General features: G+C 59.8%; 17 protein-coding genes and 1 other RNA gene. 7 read left to right on the plus strand and 11 right to left on the minus strand.

Going from position 1 to position 13,327, the window contains the following annotated elements:
- Positions 1-27: 27 nt before the first annotated feature.
- Positions 28-404: a transfer-messenger RNA gene (gene ssrA / locus HNQ39_RS21920) on the minus strand.
- A 77-nt stretch (positions 405-481) separates the two neighbouring features.
- On the opposite strand from ssrA, the gene HNQ39_RS21925 reads away from it, so the two are divergent.
- Complete coding sequence (locus tag HNQ39_RS21925) at positions 482-1,654, plus strand: LL-diaminopimelate aminotransferase (RefSeq protein ID WP_184201960.1); 1,173 nt, start codon at positions 482-484, stop codon at positions 1,652-1,654.
- A 71-nt stretch (positions 1,655-1,725) separates the two neighbouring features.
- Here the strand turns inward: HNQ39_RS21925 and HNQ39_RS21930 are convergent, their stop codons facing one another.
- The 3 genes from HNQ39_RS21930 to HNQ39_RS21940 all read right to left on the minus strand — a co-directional run bounded on the left by HNQ39_RS21930 (position 1,726) and on the right by HNQ39_RS21940 (position 4,092).
- Positions 1,726-2,694, minus strand: a complete 969-nt coding sequence (locus HNQ39_RS21930) for an isoaspartyl peptidase/L-asparaginase family protein (RefSeq protein WP_184201963.1) — start codon at positions 2,692-2,694, stop codon at positions 1,726-1,728.
- A 94-nt stretch (positions 2,695-2,788) separates the two neighbouring features.
- Entirely contained in the window at positions 2,789-3,157 is a 369-nt protein-coding gene (locus HNQ39_RS21935; RefSeq protein ID WP_184201966.1) for a hypothetical protein, read from the minus strand.
- Between the two features lie 68 nt (positions 3,158-3,225).
- Positions 3,226-4,092, minus strand: coding sequence for a GHMP family kinase ATP-binding protein (locus tag HNQ39_RS21940; RefSeq protein ID WP_184201969.1), 867 nt, complete (start codon positions 4,090-4,092; stop codon positions 3,226-3,228).
- Between the two features lie 41 nt (positions 4,093-4,133).
- On the opposite strand from HNQ39_RS21940, the gene HNQ39_RS21945 reads away from it, so the two are divergent.
- The 3 genes from HNQ39_RS21945 (at position 4,134) to HNQ39_RS21955 (ending at position 6,060) form a co-directional block, all read left to right on the plus strand.
- A complete protein-coding gene (locus HNQ39_RS21945; RefSeq protein WP_184201972.1) occupies positions 4,134-4,364 on the plus strand; it encodes a hypothetical protein in 231 nt (76 codons plus the stop codon).
- Between the two features lie 10 nt (positions 4,365-4,374).
- Positions 4,375-4,707: a hypothetical protein gene (locus HNQ39_RS21950; protein WP_184201975.1), complete on the plus strand. Its 333-nt coding sequence runs from the start codon at positions 4,375-4,377 to the stop codon at positions 4,705-4,707.
- A 93-nt stretch (positions 4,708-4,800) separates the two neighbouring features.
- On the plus strand, positions 4,801-6,060 hold the full coding sequence (locus HNQ39_RS21955) for an aspartate aminotransferase family protein (RefSeq protein WP_184201978.1): 1,260 nt from the start codon (positions 4,801-4,803) through the stop codon (positions 6,058-6,060).
- 55 nt (positions 6,061-6,115) lie between these two features.
- Here HNQ39_RS21955 and HNQ39_RS21960 read toward each other — a convergent pair whose 3' ends face one another.
- The 6 genes from HNQ39_RS21960 to HNQ39_RS21985 all read right to left on the minus strand — a co-directional run bounded on the left by HNQ39_RS21960 (position 6,116) and on the right by HNQ39_RS21985 (position 10,308).
- Positions 6,116-7,168 carry an SMP-30/gluconolactonase/LRE family protein gene (locus HNQ39_RS21960; RefSeq protein WP_184201980.1) on the minus strand — a complete coding sequence of 351 codons (1,053 nt, stop codon included), beginning with the start codon at positions 7,166-7,168 and terminating at the stop codon, positions 6,116-6,118.
- A gap of 3 nt (positions 7,169-7,171) precedes the next feature.
- The gene (locus HNQ39_RS21965; protein ID WP_184201983.1) at positions 7,172-7,462 is read right to left on the minus strand and encodes a putative quinol monooxygenase; all 291 of its coding nucleotides are present in this window, start codon (positions 7,460-7,462) and stop codon (positions 7,172-7,174) included.
- 115 nt (positions 7,463-7,577) lie between these two features.
- A complete protein-coding gene (locus tag HNQ39_RS21970; protein ID WP_184201986.1) occupies positions 7,578-8,447 on the minus strand; it encodes an ankyrin repeat domain-containing protein in 870 nt (289 codons plus the stop codon).
- 101 nt (positions 8,448-8,548) lie between these two features.
- Positions 8,549-9,061 carry a hypothetical protein gene (locus HNQ39_RS21975; protein ID WP_184201989.1) on the minus strand — a complete coding sequence of 171 codons (513 nt, stop codon included), beginning with the start codon at positions 9,059-9,061 and terminating at the stop codon, positions 8,549-8,551.
- A complete protein-coding gene (locus HNQ39_RS21980) occupies positions 9,058-9,405 on the minus strand; it encodes a hypothetical protein (protein ID WP_184201992.1) in 348 nt (115 codons plus the stop codon). Before HNQ39_RS21980 ends, HNQ39_RS21975 begins: the two co-directional genes overlap by 4 nt.
- Before the next feature lie 51 nt (positions 9,406-9,456).
- A complete protein-coding gene (locus HNQ39_RS21985) occupies positions 9,457-10,308 on the minus strand; it encodes a phytanoyl-CoA dioxygenase family protein (protein WP_221290219.1) in 852 nt (283 codons plus the stop codon).
- Between the two features lie 114 nt (positions 10,309-10,422).
- Between HNQ39_RS21985 and miaA the strand changes: the two genes are divergently transcribed.
- From miaA to dapF, 3 genes are read left to right on the plus strand one after another with little or no spacing between them, the layout of a single operon-like run.
- Entirely contained in the window at positions 10,423-11,352 is a 930-nt protein-coding gene (miaA, locus tag HNQ39_RS21990) for a tRNA (adenosine(37)-N6)-dimethylallyltransferase MiaA (protein WP_184201997.1), read from the plus strand.
- The gene (hfq, locus tag HNQ39_RS21995; RefSeq protein WP_184202000.1) at positions 11,349-11,627 is read left to right on the plus strand and encodes an RNA chaperone Hfq; all 279 of its coding nucleotides are present in this window, start codon (positions 11,349-11,351) and stop codon (positions 11,625-11,627) included. Before miaA ends, hfq begins: the two co-directional genes overlap by 4 nt.
- The gene (dapF, locus tag HNQ39_RS22000) at positions 11,624-12,469 is read left to right on the plus strand and encodes a diaminopimelate epimerase (RefSeq protein WP_221290230.1); all 846 of its coding nucleotides are present in this window, start codon (positions 11,624-11,626) and stop codon (positions 12,467-12,469) included. Before hfq ends, dapF begins: the two co-directional genes overlap by 4 nt.
- A 187-nt stretch (positions 12,470-12,656) precedes the next feature.
- On the opposite strand, the gene HNQ39_RS22005 is transcribed toward dapF, so the two are convergent.
- Positions 12,657-13,313 (minus strand): GNAT family N-acetyltransferase, encoded by a 657-nt coding sequence (locus HNQ39_RS22005; RefSeq protein ID WP_184202003.1) that lies wholly within the window; start codon positions 13,311-13,313, stop codon positions 12,657-12,659.
- Positions 13,314-13,327 lie beyond the last annotated feature (14 nt).

The following is a 13,327-nucleotide window of genomic DNA, read 5'->3' on the forward strand; positions in this document are numbered from 1 at the left end:
AGTTAATAACACGTATTGATAGTAAATCGGAGGCGTGGGGACTCGAACCCCAGTCCAAAGTGGTCAAAGATCAAGCCTCTACGAGCATAGTCCGCAGTTTAATTCTCAGACGGCCCCGCCTACGGACGGGCTGGGCTGGGTCCTAGTACGATTTGTTTCCCCCGGCGATGCGCACGTTACGCCGATAGGTAGTGAGGTTCATCTTCACCGGGGCACTCACTCCTCACTGGTAAGTGACGCGATGGCTTAAACTAGTTAAGCAAGCGCTAAGGAACGCACAGCGTTCTTAGCAACCGCGAAGTTGTTCTTCTTGGCGTTTGTTTTTTTTGCGGGTTTTTACGAGGCCTCCCGCGCCTCGGCTCGCCACCTGTCTCATCGGCACCCTGTCTACTCCAATCGCCCCCAGGATGGTTTTGAGAACCGTATCAAGTGTATCACACTGCCGGTTAAGTATCGGAGAAATTTCTGATAAAATTCACCCATGCCACAACGTGCTTCCCGACTGGATTTAATCCCCCCGTATCTCTTTGGCGAGATCGCTCGCCTCAAGGCCAAGGCCCGCGCTGAGGGTAAGGACCTGATCGACTTCGGTATCGGTGACCCCGATCAGCCCACGCCCCAGCCCATTATCGACAAGCTCTACGAGTTCGCACAGGACCCGGAGACGCACCGCTACGATGAGTCCGACCAGGGCGATCCGGGCCTGACGGTCGCGGCGTGCCAGTGGTTTGGCAACCGCTACGGCGTGACGCTGGACCCGAAATCGGAGATCGTACTGCTGATTGGCTCCAAAGAGGGCCTCGCGCACCTGTGCTGGGCCTACATCAACCCCGGCGATGTCGCGCTGATCCCGGACCCGAACTACACGGTGCCCAAGGTGCAGACACTCCTCGCGGGTGGTGTCCCCTACCTGATGCCCCTCACCGCAGAGAACAACTTTGTCCCCGACCTGACCGCGATCCCCAGCGAGACCGCCAAGAAGGCCAAGCTGCTCTTCCTGAACTACCCGCACAACCCGACCGGCGCGACCGCTCCCCTCTCGTTCTTCGAGGAGGCCGTGCGCTTTGCCAAGGAGTACGATCTTCTGATCTGCAACGACTGCGCCTACGCCGAGGTCGGCTACAACGGCTACCGGCCACCGTCGATCCTGCAGGCCGAGGGCGCAAAGGATGTCGCCATCGAGACGCACTCGCTCTCCAAGACCTTCAACATGACGGGCTGGCGCATCGGGTTTGCGGTGGGCAACGCCGACGCTATCGCGAGCCTGAACAAGATGAAGAGCAATATCGACTCCAAGCAGTTCTCCGCGATCTCCCGCGCTGCGGGCTGGGCGCTGCTCAACGCCGATAACTCCGAGACCCTGGCCCTCTACGACACGCGCCGCAAGCTCCTCATCGACGGCCTCAACTCCCTGGGCTGGAACCTTCCCTACCCCAAGGCGGGCTTCTTTGTCTGGATTCCCGTCCCCGAGGGCCACGACTCGATGAGCTTCTCCAAGCTACTTCTGGAAAAAGCGGGCGTCTTGGTGATCCCCGGAGTGGGCTACGGCGAGAACGGCGATAAGTACGTCCGTATGAGCCTCACGATTGCCGGCGACAAGGCCGGCGAGCGCGTCACCGAGGCCATCGGCCGCATTCGCGAGGCGTTGAAGTAGGTTCCCCCCCATCCCCCGCCCGGCGGGGGGGATAAGAGGAATTTCCTTATTTTCCCCCCGTTGGACGGGGGTTAGGGGGCAGTTTTCCCATAGATCGCCGTCGCGATAGTCCCGTCGGCGGCGATCACCCCCCGGTACATTCCCGCCGTGTTGAAGGGAAGCGCCGCCTCGCCGTTGGCCGCCAGCGCGATCACGCCGCCGAGTCCGCCAATCGAGAGAAGCTCCTGATGGATCACGGTGTTGGCGGCCACTCCCACGCTCTCTTTGGCGTGCCGCATCCGGGCGGCGATCTCATGGGCGACTGCGGTGCGGATAAAAAACTCCCCGTGGCCGGTCGCTGAGATCGCGCAGGTTGCATCGTCGGCCCAGGTGCCTGCCCCAATCACCGGGCTATCCCCGATCCGCCCGTGGCGCTTGTTGGTCATTCCCCCCGTGCTGGTCGCGGCGGCCAAGTGGTTCTCCCGGCACCGCGCCACCGCACCGACCGTCCCAAACTTATTGTCCTCCGAGAGCGAGACCGAGTTGCTCGCCTTGAGCGCCTGGAGCTGCCGCCAGCGCTCGTCGGTGAAGAAGTAGTCCTGCCCGACAACCTCGATCTCGTCCAGGGTCGCGGCTAGCTCCTCAGCGCCGTGCCCGTTGAGAAAGACAAACGGGGTCTTCTCAAGCACCGCCCGTGCCAGCGAGATCGGATTCTTGATGGTTGTCACGCCCGTGATCGCGCCCGCCATCCGGTCAACGCCACGCATGATCGACGCGTCCAGCTCCGCGATTCCTTGGCTATTGAGTACCGCCCCGCGGCCTGCATTGAAGATGGGATCGTCCTCCAGGACCCGCACGGTCTGCTCGACAATCGTGAGCGCATCGGCACCGTCGCGCCAGAGCCCGTAGCCACGCTCCAGCGCCGCCCGCAGTCCCGCCCAGCACGCCGCCTCGCGCTCCGGGGTCAGGTTCTCCTCCAGGATCGTCCCCGCGCCCCCGTGAATCACCAGGACCGCATCCTGCACCACCGAATCGTTTCGCGAAATCTCTAAGCTTCCCATGCCGCCGATTGTACCCGCCGAATCGAATTCGGCGTCTGCAGTGGCGCTTCGCGCCGCGAAGCCTGTTCCGGGCTGGGGAAGTGTCGGAGTGGGCTTAGTTTTTGGAGTACGTTTCGATCCAGATATTGGGATCATCGCCGAGGTTTTTGCCGGTCTCTTTCCGTAAATGGGCCAGGACCTCGCGAACGGCGGATGCTCGCTGCTGCTCGACCAGCTGATCCAATAGCGAGCCCTTGCTCTGCTTCGTTCCCGACGGATACTCTTGAACGATCTTCTGGAGATCAGCAACTCCCTCGGCGTTTTTGCTTGCCAGCGCATGGCTCCGGGACTGTTCAAAACGCCAGGTCTGATCGTTGGCGAGCACAACCTGGACACGAAGGTAGAGATAGCTCACGAGAGCCCAGCCACACAAGATAACATTTGCTGCGGCAATAATCGCCACCCAAGGCACCTTCTTTCTCATCCCACCCTCCCCAATCTCCCCAGCCCGGCACGGGCTTTGCGGCCGCAGGCCACTGCAGACGCCGACTTTCAATCGGCGGCGACCCGGAGCCCATCGAACTCGAAGGCGAAGGGGATGTGGCGCGCCCCAGCGGTAACCAGCGCATCTACGACGGCGGCTTGCTGGCCTTCTTCGGTGACAAAGTAGAGGCAGCCCCCGCCGCCCGCGCCACAGGCCTTTCCGCCCAAGGCTCCCGCGGACTGTGCCGTGGCGAAGAGCTGCTCGATCTGGGGGTTGGAGACACTCGGGTCGAGGTTCTTTTGACAGGTCCAGTTCCTACCGAGGAGCGCGGCGAACTCGGTGACGTTACCGTTTTTAAGCGCCTCGGGCAGGGCGAGACCGACCTCGCGCAGGCCATGAAACGCGGCAACTGTCTCCGTGCGACCGGCGCGATAGCCGCCCCAGACACTCTCGTGAATATTGCCCGAGAGGCGCGGCGTCCCGGTGTAGACCAAGACGCTCCGCGCTTCGAGGGCGGTGATCGTCTCTGGCGGAAGGGCAACGGGCTCGACCTCGACCTGAGAGCCGCCCGCAAAGCGCATGAGGTTGAAGCCACCAAACGCCGCGGCGTACTGGTCCTGCCGCCCCCCCAGAATTCCCAGGAGCTCCTCGAGGCCGTAGGCTTGCTCCGCCACTTTGCGCCGGTCGCTCCCGCCCCCGATCAGACCGAACCAGCAGACATTCAGCGCCGCCGACGTCCCTAGCCCAGAGCCGGTGGGAAGCGAAAAGCCATAGCGCACCTGCATGCCTTCGTCGGTAACGATCTGCTCGCCGGTGACGTACTGATTAATCGTGGCATTGAAGACCACGCCGCCGAAATCACGGGCGTAGAGATCGACATCGGTCCAAGCGCCGCCGAAGTCGATACGGGCCGGAGCGTGGGAGCGGAGATGCATAGCAAAATTCCTTATGATAAACTGGTGAGATTGAGGCGATAATGAAACAGATTCGCTGGTGGAACTCGTTTAACCTGCTTGGCATTATCCTGCTAGGCATTGGGCTTGCAGGACTCGTCTTGCAGGGCAAGATGGTCTTCGACCCAGGCCGCGCGCACCGGGGCTATGAGTGGGCACTATACTTGGTGGCTGGGGTGCTGATGCTAGTCAATGGCCTCCTGCCGCCCGCAACCGTGCCGCAGACCAAACCGCGAAAACCTACCGATCTTTAGTGAAAAAACGATGAGTAATCAAGCTACGATAGACGTTCTAGATATTGATGAGCAGGAAGTTAAGGAAGTCCGCTGCTCGACCACGGGTATCCCAATCCCGACCATTCCCAACTGGTACGCCCAGGTGAATGTGAAGTTTGTCTCGGACCACGCCCGCTCGAAGTCCAGCGCCGCCGCCGCACAGGCCAACTACCTGCGCCTCGCGGAGCTCAACGATAAGGACGAAGAAGAAGAGACCGAGGACGCCGATGAGATCTCTATCGGGGACCTCGATGAAGATATCACCGTGGACGATATCGAGGATATCGACCTAGGCGATGATACCGAGGATGTCGAAGAGTAGGCTCTAGAACTCTCTCCCCTCTCTCGAAGATCCGCGCCGTGCGCGGGTCTTTGTTTTTTTAGCCCCGTTCCGCGTTCGGGTATCATAACAGGCATGGATGCAGATGCCCTCACCGCCGATGTTGCGGAAAAGTACCAAAAGTTCGTCAACCCAACCGCCCTCGCGCTCCTCAAGATCGCGGGCTTTGACAAAGTGGAGTGGGAAGGCAGTGGAGCCACCCTCCGCGATGCCCATGGCACCGAGTACATCGACTGCCTCGGGGGCTACGGAACCTTCTCGCTCGGACATGCCAACCCCCGCGTGGTCGCTGCGGTTACCGAGCAGATGCAGCGCCTCCCGCTCTCGTCCAAGACCTTTCTCAACAAGCCCCTCGCCGATCTGGCGGCCCTCCTAGCCGCGATTACCCCCGGCAACCTGCAGTACAGCTTTATCTGCAACTCCGGGGCAGAGGCACTGGAGGGGGCGATTAAGTTTGCGCGCATGACCACGGGGCGCACCAAGATTATCTCCGCCGAGGGCTCCTACCACGGCAAGACCCTGGGTGCTCTCTCCGCCTCGGGCCGCGATACCTACAAGACCCCGTTTGCGCCCCTGCTCCCCGGCTTTGTCCATGTTCCCTTCGGCGATAGCGAGGCCCTCGCGGTAGCGGTCGATGGTGAGACTGCGGCGATCCTGCTAGAGCCGATCCAGGGAGAGAACGGGATCCGCATCCCCCCGGATGGCTACCTAAAAGCCGCGCGCGAGCTCGCCGACAAGCACGGTGCGCTGCTGATTTTGGATGAAGTGCAGACAGGCCTCTGTCGTACGGGCAAGCTCTTTGCCTGCGACTGGGAGGGGGTAGCCCCGGACATCATGACCCTAGCCAAGTCGCTGGGCGGCGGCGTGATGCCGATCGGGGCGATCGTGGGAACGCAAAGGGTCTGGGACGCGGTGTTTCGCGAGAACCCGTATCTCCACACCAGCACCTTCGGCGGCAACGAGGCAGCCTGTGTGGCGGGGCTCACGGCCCTGACCATCATGCAAGAGGACAACCTTGCGGAGCAGTCCCGGGTCAAGGGCGAGAAGCTGCTGGCCGGGCTGAAGGGCATCCAGGAGAAGCACCCCGCCCTGATCATGGAGGTCCGCGGGCGCGGCCTGATGATTGGGGTGGAGTTCTCGGACTCGGATATCCAGAAGCTAGCGATTGGCTCGCTGGTGGAGAACGGCGTTGTCGTTGCCTACACGCTCAACAACACCAAGATCATGCGGGTCCAGCCGCCGCTCGTCATCACCGACGAGCAGATCGAGAAGGTAATCGCCGCCTTCGACCAAGCCCTCACCGACACGGCAGATGTGCTGAGCCTGCTGGATTAAGCCCCATCTCCGCCCCCCTGCCCCCGCTCGGCGGGGGGCAGGAGGGCGGTGCGCGTTAGCACCAGTGGGCGCCCTGTGCGTTGACGTAGACCGCGTAGAGCGACTGGCCCGCCGTGATGAAGAGCCGGTTGCGCTTGGAGCCGCCGAAGCAGAGGTTCGAGCCGATCTCGGGTAGGAGAATCTGACCGATACGCGTGCCGTCGGGGGCGAAGGTATGGACACCGTCGAAGCCCGCTCCTACCCAGCCGGCCGATGCCCAGAGATTGCCCTCCGTGTCGCAGCGGATGCCATCGGCGTTCCCTGTGACCTTCTTGCCATTCACCTCCATGGTCATCTTGGCGAACTCTTTTGCCTTGCCCAGCTTGGTTCCATTCTGCACGTCGAAGACCCAGATGCAGTGGGGATCGCCTGTGTCAGCGATGTAGAGCTTCTTGTAGTCCGGCGAGAAGCAGAGTCCATTGGGCTTGGTAGGTGCATCGGTGACTTTCTCCACCTTGAGGGTGTTGGGATCGATCCGGTAGACCGCCTCTTTGAGCTCCAGAGGCCCCTTCATCCCCTCGTAGTAGCCCATGGAGCCGTAGCCGGGATCGGTGAACCAGATGCCGCCATCGGGGTGCACGGCACCGTCGTTGGGGGCGTTGAAGGGCTTTCCGTTGAACTTGTCCGCCAGGACCGTGATGCTCCCGTTGTGCTCGTAGCGGGCCACGCGGCGGGTGAGGTGCTCAAAGGAGATGAGCCGTCCCTCGCGGTCCAACGTGTTGCCGTTGGAGTTGTTGGAGTCGCGGATCACCGATGTGTGGCCGTCGTCCCAGAGCCAGCGGCGGTGGAGCGAGTTGGGAATGTCCGACCAGAGGACGTAGCGCCCGACACTGTTCCACACGACACCCTCCGCCCACATCGAGCCCGTGTGCAGGCGCTGAATCGGGGTGTTGCCGATCATGAGGGGCTCGTAGCGCTTGTCCAGCGCGATGATATCGGGATCGGGGTAGCGGATGGGTGCCGCGCCGGGGCTGTAGCGGTCGAAGGCGCTCCCCTTCTCCTGTTGCTGCGCCAAGGCAGCCGAGGCGGTGAGCGCCACCGCGCCCGTGAGTAGACTTCGTCGGTTCATAACTTACTTATCCTCCAGATCATAGCGTGCAAAGATGGGCTGGCCGACCACGGCCTGCGGCACCACTTGGCGAAACGCGTCCATGTGCGGGGTCTTCATGTGGGCATCCAGCGCCGCGCCATCGGTCCAGCGCTCGTAGACAAAGAACGTATTGGGGTCGTCGATGTCCTGATAAAACCGGTAGTGCAGGCAGCCCGGCTCTTTGCGGGTCTCGACTCCCATCACGTGCATGGCTTCCAGAGCCGCATCGCGCTTGTCGGGGTGCACGGTCGAGGTTACTTCAATGATCACCATGCCGCCCATTTTACCTGGGATTTTCGTGTTTGGGGACGGGTGGCATCACGATTTCGGGGGGATCGAGACGGGCGCATAAATGGGCCGGCTGTTGCGGCAAGCCCCATGAATGGGCCTACTTTTTCAGTAAAGATTCGATACAACGTGGGCAGTTTGCCATATGGGCATAGTCCAGTGCGCTCAGCTTTCGCCAGTCTCTAAGGCGCGTGCTAGCTTTATTTTGGAGGAGGAAAGAGACAACCTCACAATTATTGTCAGCCGCTGCGATTATCAGAGCAGTCTGCCCCACATCGTTCCGTGCATTGAGGCGAACATGCGGCAGGATCGCTTGAACAAATGAGAGCGGGCAGGCACCGGCAGCCAAGTGCAGCAAAGTGTTTTTCGTCTGCGGATGGATAAAGTCCAGAGCAGCTCCAGATTCAACAAGATACTCAAAGAGTCTCTCTAAACGCAGCTCGCAACAATAGAGTAGCAGCGTTCCGCCATGCTGCTCTAGGTAGCCCGATGCTGCTTCGGACTGGAGAAATTCAATCGCTTGTTCTTGCTCGCCAACGTAGGCAAATGCAAGGGCATCCAAAAGCTCAGGGGAGTTCTCCACCAGAAACAAGAGAGCCTCACGGTTTCCATTAGAAGCACAGATGGACCACGCCGTTCGCCCCTGTTCGTCCGTGATGTCTAGCCGTGCCCCATGCTTAAGAAGCTTTTTGGCACTTTCGAATTTGCTACGTGAGAGAGCAGTCATGAGCGGCGTGTAGTCATTTAAAGGATTAAGCTCAACCCCGCGCTCTAAAAGAAAATCAACTACCGCATCCCGCTCAAAGTTAATAGCCACATTCAGCGGACAGACTCCAAGTTCCGTCCGGCCATAAACCGCTTCAGGATGCTCCGCAACAATAGCAAAAAAAGCGCCAATATCTCCGCTACGGAGGTGATCGATCAAACTCTTGACTGCTATTGAGATATGATTGTGGTCTTTTTCTATCATAATATATCTCACCTGCCCTGTTCGGAGGGAAGGGTCTAGTTATGGGTTATGATCAACAAATTACTACATAAGAAGAATCCTATGATCAAATCTCCAAAAAACTATCCATTGTATAATTCATATATACGGTCTCTTTCCTTACACATAACGGATATATTATGAGGAATATTATCCATCACATCAATCTGACGACACAATGAATTAAATCTATCTAAATATAATTTTATCTTCTCTTCATTCCTTATATCAGAGGAATATCGACATGCAATTTCAATGCAACTACGCATCTCTAAGAACAACACTTCGTTTGTCTTCTTCTGCACCTTATCTAAAAATCGGATTGACTGCATATGCATCATCACACATAAATTCCCGTCTCCTTGTATAAAGCCAATCATCCCTTCATAACAGTGGGCTGCTCCCATCACCATAAAAATCTCATCATAAATACCATCCTCAGGGATTTTCTGGTCTACAAAACCACAAGAGATTTCAAACACTATTTTTCGTATTTCCGATATATATTCTCTGGCTTTTTTATAATCATTTTTCCGGAAATGGGATTGTACTTTATTAAAGTGATCAAGCAATAATTGATTATTAGTATTCTTCATAACTTAAAAATACTCTCAGTAACTATAAAGTCCGGATCAATCCTAGTGCTTCTCACAGGCGCTCTACCGTTCTCTTGGAAATCTACAATATCGACTTCTTCTTTGGAATAACCATCATTGATTACCATTCGGGTTTTCTTTTGATCTATGGCACAGAATATATAGTGGGCCGAGGAAACTCCGCCAGCGATTTCAGGTGGACGGATAGTCACGAAATATCCTGACAATCCCCCTAACCAATCCAGCGCACTCTCGAAACGACATTCGACCTTCCGTGTCTCCGGCACCTTACCATCGTACAAATAATCGAGGGCGATTTTCAAGTACTCATCCCGAGATTCCATTCGATAGCTCTCCAGCGGGCTTCAGCCTGCTTGCCGCAACAGCGGGCTCATTTATGCGCCCGCTTCCCCCGGCCGTGCCGCGTTCTTCCAGTTCCCTGCCCGGTCCTCGCCGGCCACGACAATTCCCTTGTCATCCCAGCCGAGATGGGCTTTTACCTCGGCGGCGCAGTAGCGCAGGGTGAGGCCGCAGCGGCGGCGGTCGGAGTTGTTGGGTTCGGAGCCGTGGAGGAGCAGGTCGGAGTGGAGGGAGGCTTCGCCGGCTTTGAGAGTGTCGTCTACGGGGGCGTCGCCGAATTGCTCGGCGTTTTCGATTTTTAGGTTCAGGACATTGTCCTCGGCGGCGCTGGAGGGCAGGTGCATCACGGGGCCGTGGACGTGCGAGCCGGGGATAAAGCGCATGTTGGCGTTCTCCGGGTCGGCGTCGTCGATGGCGAGCCAGACGGTGACGGTTTTACTCGGGGTCAGCGGCCAGAACACGGCGTCTTGGTGCCAGTCCACTCTCTTGCCATCGTGGGGCATTTTGCAGAAAAAGTGTGCGCCCCAGCCGATCACATCGGGGCCGAGGATATCGCAGACCGCCGCGACGATCTTGGGGTGCTTGAGGATATCGTAGACAAAGCCGTACTTGCGGTGCGCAGTGGCGATGGAGTAGCTGCTCCCCCCCGAGGCCAGGGTCTGGGCTAAGACATCGTCGAAGCGGGCACGGAGCGCGGAGATCTCGTCGTCGGTGAAGATCGGCACGGGCCGGAGGTAGCCGTGCTGGTTGTAGTGCGCCAGCTGCGCGAGGGAGAGTGCCTTGGGCTCTTGGGTGATGGCGGGGTGGAAGCGCAGGTCGCGCTCGATCTGGGTGAGGTCGTCGGGGTCGGGGACGTAGGCAAGGGCCTGCGGCTTTGCGGATTCCATGGCGCTATTGTACATCCCCTCGCCCCCCCTGCCCCCGTCCAACGGGGGGGATATGCGGAATCGGATTCCATTTTGTCCCCCTGCCGGGCGGGGGTTAGGGGGTAAACTGCCTGGGTGGAAAAATTGATTGCACTGGTTGGCCCCACGGGAGTGGGAAAGACAGCGGTGGGGATCGCGCTGGCGGAGCGTCTCAATGGGGAGCTGATTAGCGCGGATGCGGTCGCGGTCTACAAGCGGCTGGATATCGGCTCGGCCAAGCCCACCAAAGAGGAGCAGGCGCGGGTACGTTTTCACTTAATTGATGTAGTGGAGCCCGACCAAGACTTCACGGTGGCGGACTTCGAGCGCCTCGCGGAGGAGGCAATCGCCGACATTCGCTCCCGTGGCAAGCTCCCGATCCTGCTCGGGGGCACCGGGCTCTATGTCCGTGCAGTCACCGCCGAGCTCTCCATTCCCGCCGTCCCACCGCAGCCCGCGTTTCGCGAGGCGCGCTGGGCCGAGGTGGAGGCGCACGGTGCGCCCTGGCTCCATGCCCAGCTCGCGACAGTCGATCCGCCCTCGGCCGCCAAGATCCAGCCCGGCGATGGCAAGCGCATCATTCGCGCCCTGGAGGTATTTGAGGTCACCGGCCAGCCCATGAGCAGCTTCCACACGCCAGAAGGGATTCGGGGGGTGCTCCGGCCCGGTGTCCAGCTCATTGGGCTGGACCGGGCGCGCGAGGAGCTCTACCAGCGGATCGACCAGCGGGTGGACCAGATGATGGCAGCTGGCTTTCTCCAAGAGGTACAAAACCTGCTAGGATCGGGAATTACACACGATGTCAAGAGCCTGGGAAGCCTCGGTTACCGACATCTGGTACAATTCCAGTGCGAAGGGGTTCCCCTAGAGGACGCAATCGCACTGATCAAGCGCGATACCAGGCGTTATGCCAAGCGGCAGCTCTCCTGGTTCCGCAACGATCCCGCCGTACATTGGTTAATAATACATGAAGGCGAATCGGCACAGGACATAGCCGAACGCTTGGAAATAGGGATATCCGTATGAATAAAACACAGGCACTTCAGGATCTCTTCCTGAACCAGGTCCGTAAGGAGAATATTGCCGTCACGATCTATCTGATGAACTCTGTGCAGCTCCGTGGCCATGTTCGTGGCTTCGATGCCTTTACCATCCTGCTAGAGTCCCCCGGTCGACCGACACAGCTGGTCTACAAGAGCTCCGTGACGAGCATCGTTCCTATGCGCCCTGTCCGCCTGCACCCAGAAGGCACTCCTAACACCGAGGGAGAGCCCAGCTCTGTTGAGGAGACCGCCGAGTGACGGTTGCTTTTGTCAAGATGCACGGGATTGGCAATGACTTTCCCGTGTTTGATCACACACAGCCGGGCGCACCGACCATTGAGCAGATTCAAGCCGCTGCCGTGACTCTGTGCGACCGACGCTTTGGAATCGGGGGGGACGGGACGATCTCGATCCTCCCCTCCGAGACAGCCGATTTCGCCATGCGGATGTTCAACCCCGATGGCTCCGAGGCGGAGATGTGCGGCAACGGCATCCGCTGCTTCGCCAAGTATGTCTACGACTTTGGCCTCACCACCAAGACCGAGCTCTCGGTCGAGACCCTGGCGGGGATCATGGTGCTGGTGCTGACGGTAGAAGACGGCAAGGTGACCCAGGTCCGCGTGGACATGGGCGAGCCGCGCCTAGAGCGTGCCCAGCTCCCCATGGAAGGGCCGTCGGGAACCGTGCTCCACGAGCCCCTCAAGATCGGCGGCGAGCTGCTTTATATCACGGGTGTCTCGATGGGCAACCCGCATATTGTCTTCTTCCCCGAGCAGGCCACCGACGAGCTGATCCACCGGATCGGGCCGCAGCTGGAGAACCACCCGTCGTTCCCCAAGCGCACCAATGTCCACGCCGCCCAAGTGGTGGGCCGCGATGAGCTGGTGATGAAGATCTGGGAGCGCGGCGCAGGCCCAACCCTCGCCTGTGGCACCGGCGCGTGCGCGGTCGGGGTGGCAGCGCACCTCAACGGTCTCACGGGCCGCGATATTCTCATCCACCTCCCCGGCGGCGACCTGAGGATTCAGTGGGGCATCGACAACCATGTCTACATGACCGGCTCCGCGACCCTGGTCTACCATGGGACCATCGAGCTTTAATCGCCCGCGTTTGGATCGCTCCGTTGAGATCGCCCCCATGAACGGGGGCGTCTTGCTATCGTCGCAAGCTCCGACACGAAGGCCTCCGGCCATATTCGGCATGGGCGAAGCCCTTTGTGTCCGAGGCACGAGGACAGTAAGACGCCCCGGTTTATCGGGGCGAGACGCCTCGCTCTAACCGGGGCGATCACAGCGTAGCGTTCAGCGCGCTCAGCGAGATACTCTCCCCCGAGTAGAGCACGCGCTCGAAGTGGGACTTTTTCTCAGGCCACTCCCCATCCAGCATCGCAAACCAGAGCGTGTCGCGGCTGGCTCCTTTGCTGATCATGTGCTGACGAAAGCACCCCTCGTAGGTAAAGCCAAGGCGGCGGGCTGCGGCGGCGCTGGGCTCGTTGCGGGAGTCGCACTTCCACTCCACGCGGCGGTACTCACAGGCCTCGAAGAGATGCCGGAGCAGCAGATAGATCGCCTCGGTGTTGGTGGCAGTGCGCTGCGCCTTGGGGGTGTACCAGATGCTCCCCAGCTCCGCGACCCCATCGCGTGGCTCGATCCGCATCACCGAGAGCATCCCCAGCGCCGCGCTATCGTCGATGCGCCGCACCGTGTAGGGCTGCCAGTCATCGCGGCCTTGCAGCCCCTCCAAGTAGCCCCGAAACTCCGCCTCGCTGGCAAAAGGCCCACGGGTCATGTAGCGCCAGAGCGCCTCCGGGCTGTCGGTGTGCCCGGCGACAAAGAGCTCCAGGCTATCGCGGGTGGGATCGGTCGGCACGAGGCGGATAGACTTGCCCACGTGCTCGACATACGGCGGGAGGCTCCACGAAGTGTCAAAGGGTGCAGTTCGCATGGGCTATTATCCCG

Source organism: Armatimonas rosea (genome assembly GCF_014202505.1).
Classification (GTDB): Bacteria; Armatimonadota; Armatimonadia; order Armatimonadales; family Armatimonadaceae; genus Armatimonas; species Armatimonas rosea.

Coding starts and splice junctions, on each gene's coding strand:
- HNQ39_RS21925 (WP_184201960.1), top strand. CDS start 482: ATGCCACAACGTGCTTCCCGACTGGATTTAATCCCCCCGTATCTCTTT.
- HNQ39_RS21930 (WP_184201963.1), bottom strand. CDS start 2,694: ATGGGAAGCTTAGAGATTTCGCGAAACGATTCGGTGGTGCAGGATGCG.
- HNQ39_RS21935 (WP_184201966.1), bottom strand. CDS start 3,157: ATGAGAAAGAAGGTGCCTTGGGTGGCGATTATTGCCGCAGCAAATGTT.
- HNQ39_RS21940 (WP_184201969.1), bottom strand. CDS start 4,092: ATGCATCTCCGCTCCCACGCTCCGGCCCGTATCGACTTCGGCGGCGCT.
- HNQ39_RS21945 (WP_184201972.1), top strand. CDS start 4,134: ATGAAACAGATTCGCTGGTGGAACTCGTTTAACCTGCTTGGCATTATC.
- HNQ39_RS21950 (WP_184201975.1), top strand. CDS start 4,375: ATGAGTAATCAAGCTACGATAGACGTTCTAGATATTGATGAGCAGGAA.
- HNQ39_RS21955 (WP_184201978.1), top strand. CDS start 4,801: ATGGATGCAGATGCCCTCACCGCCGATGTTGCGGAAAAGTACCAAAAG.
- HNQ39_RS21960 (WP_184201980.1), bottom strand. CDS start 7,168: ATGAACCGACGAAGTCTACTCACGGGCGCGGTGGCGCTCACCGCCTCG.
- HNQ39_RS21965 (WP_184201983.1), bottom strand. CDS start 7,462: ATGGTGATCATTGAAGTAACCTCGACCGTGCACCCCGACAAGCGCGAT.
- HNQ39_RS21970 (WP_184201986.1), bottom strand. CDS start 8,447: ATGATAGAAAAAGACCACAATCATATCTCAATAGCAGTCAAGAGTTTG.
- HNQ39_RS21975 (WP_184201989.1), bottom strand. CDS start 9,061: ATGAAGAATACTAATAATCAATTATTGCTTGATCACTTTAATAAAGTA.
- HNQ39_RS21980 (WP_184201992.1), bottom strand. CDS start 9,405: ATGGAATCTCGGGATGAGTACTTGAAAATCGCCCTCGATTATTTGTAC.
- HNQ39_RS21985 (WP_221290219.1), bottom strand. CDS start 10,308: ATGGAATCCGCAAAGCCGCAGGCCCTTGCCTACGTCCCCGACCCCGAC.
- hfq (WP_184202000.1), top strand. CDS start 11,349: ATGAATAAAACACAGGCACTTCAGGATCTCTTCCTGAACCAGGTCCGT.
- HNQ39_RS22005 (WP_184202003.1), bottom strand. CDS start 13,313: ATGCGAACTGCACCCTTTGACACTTCGTGGAGCCTCCCGCCGTATGTC.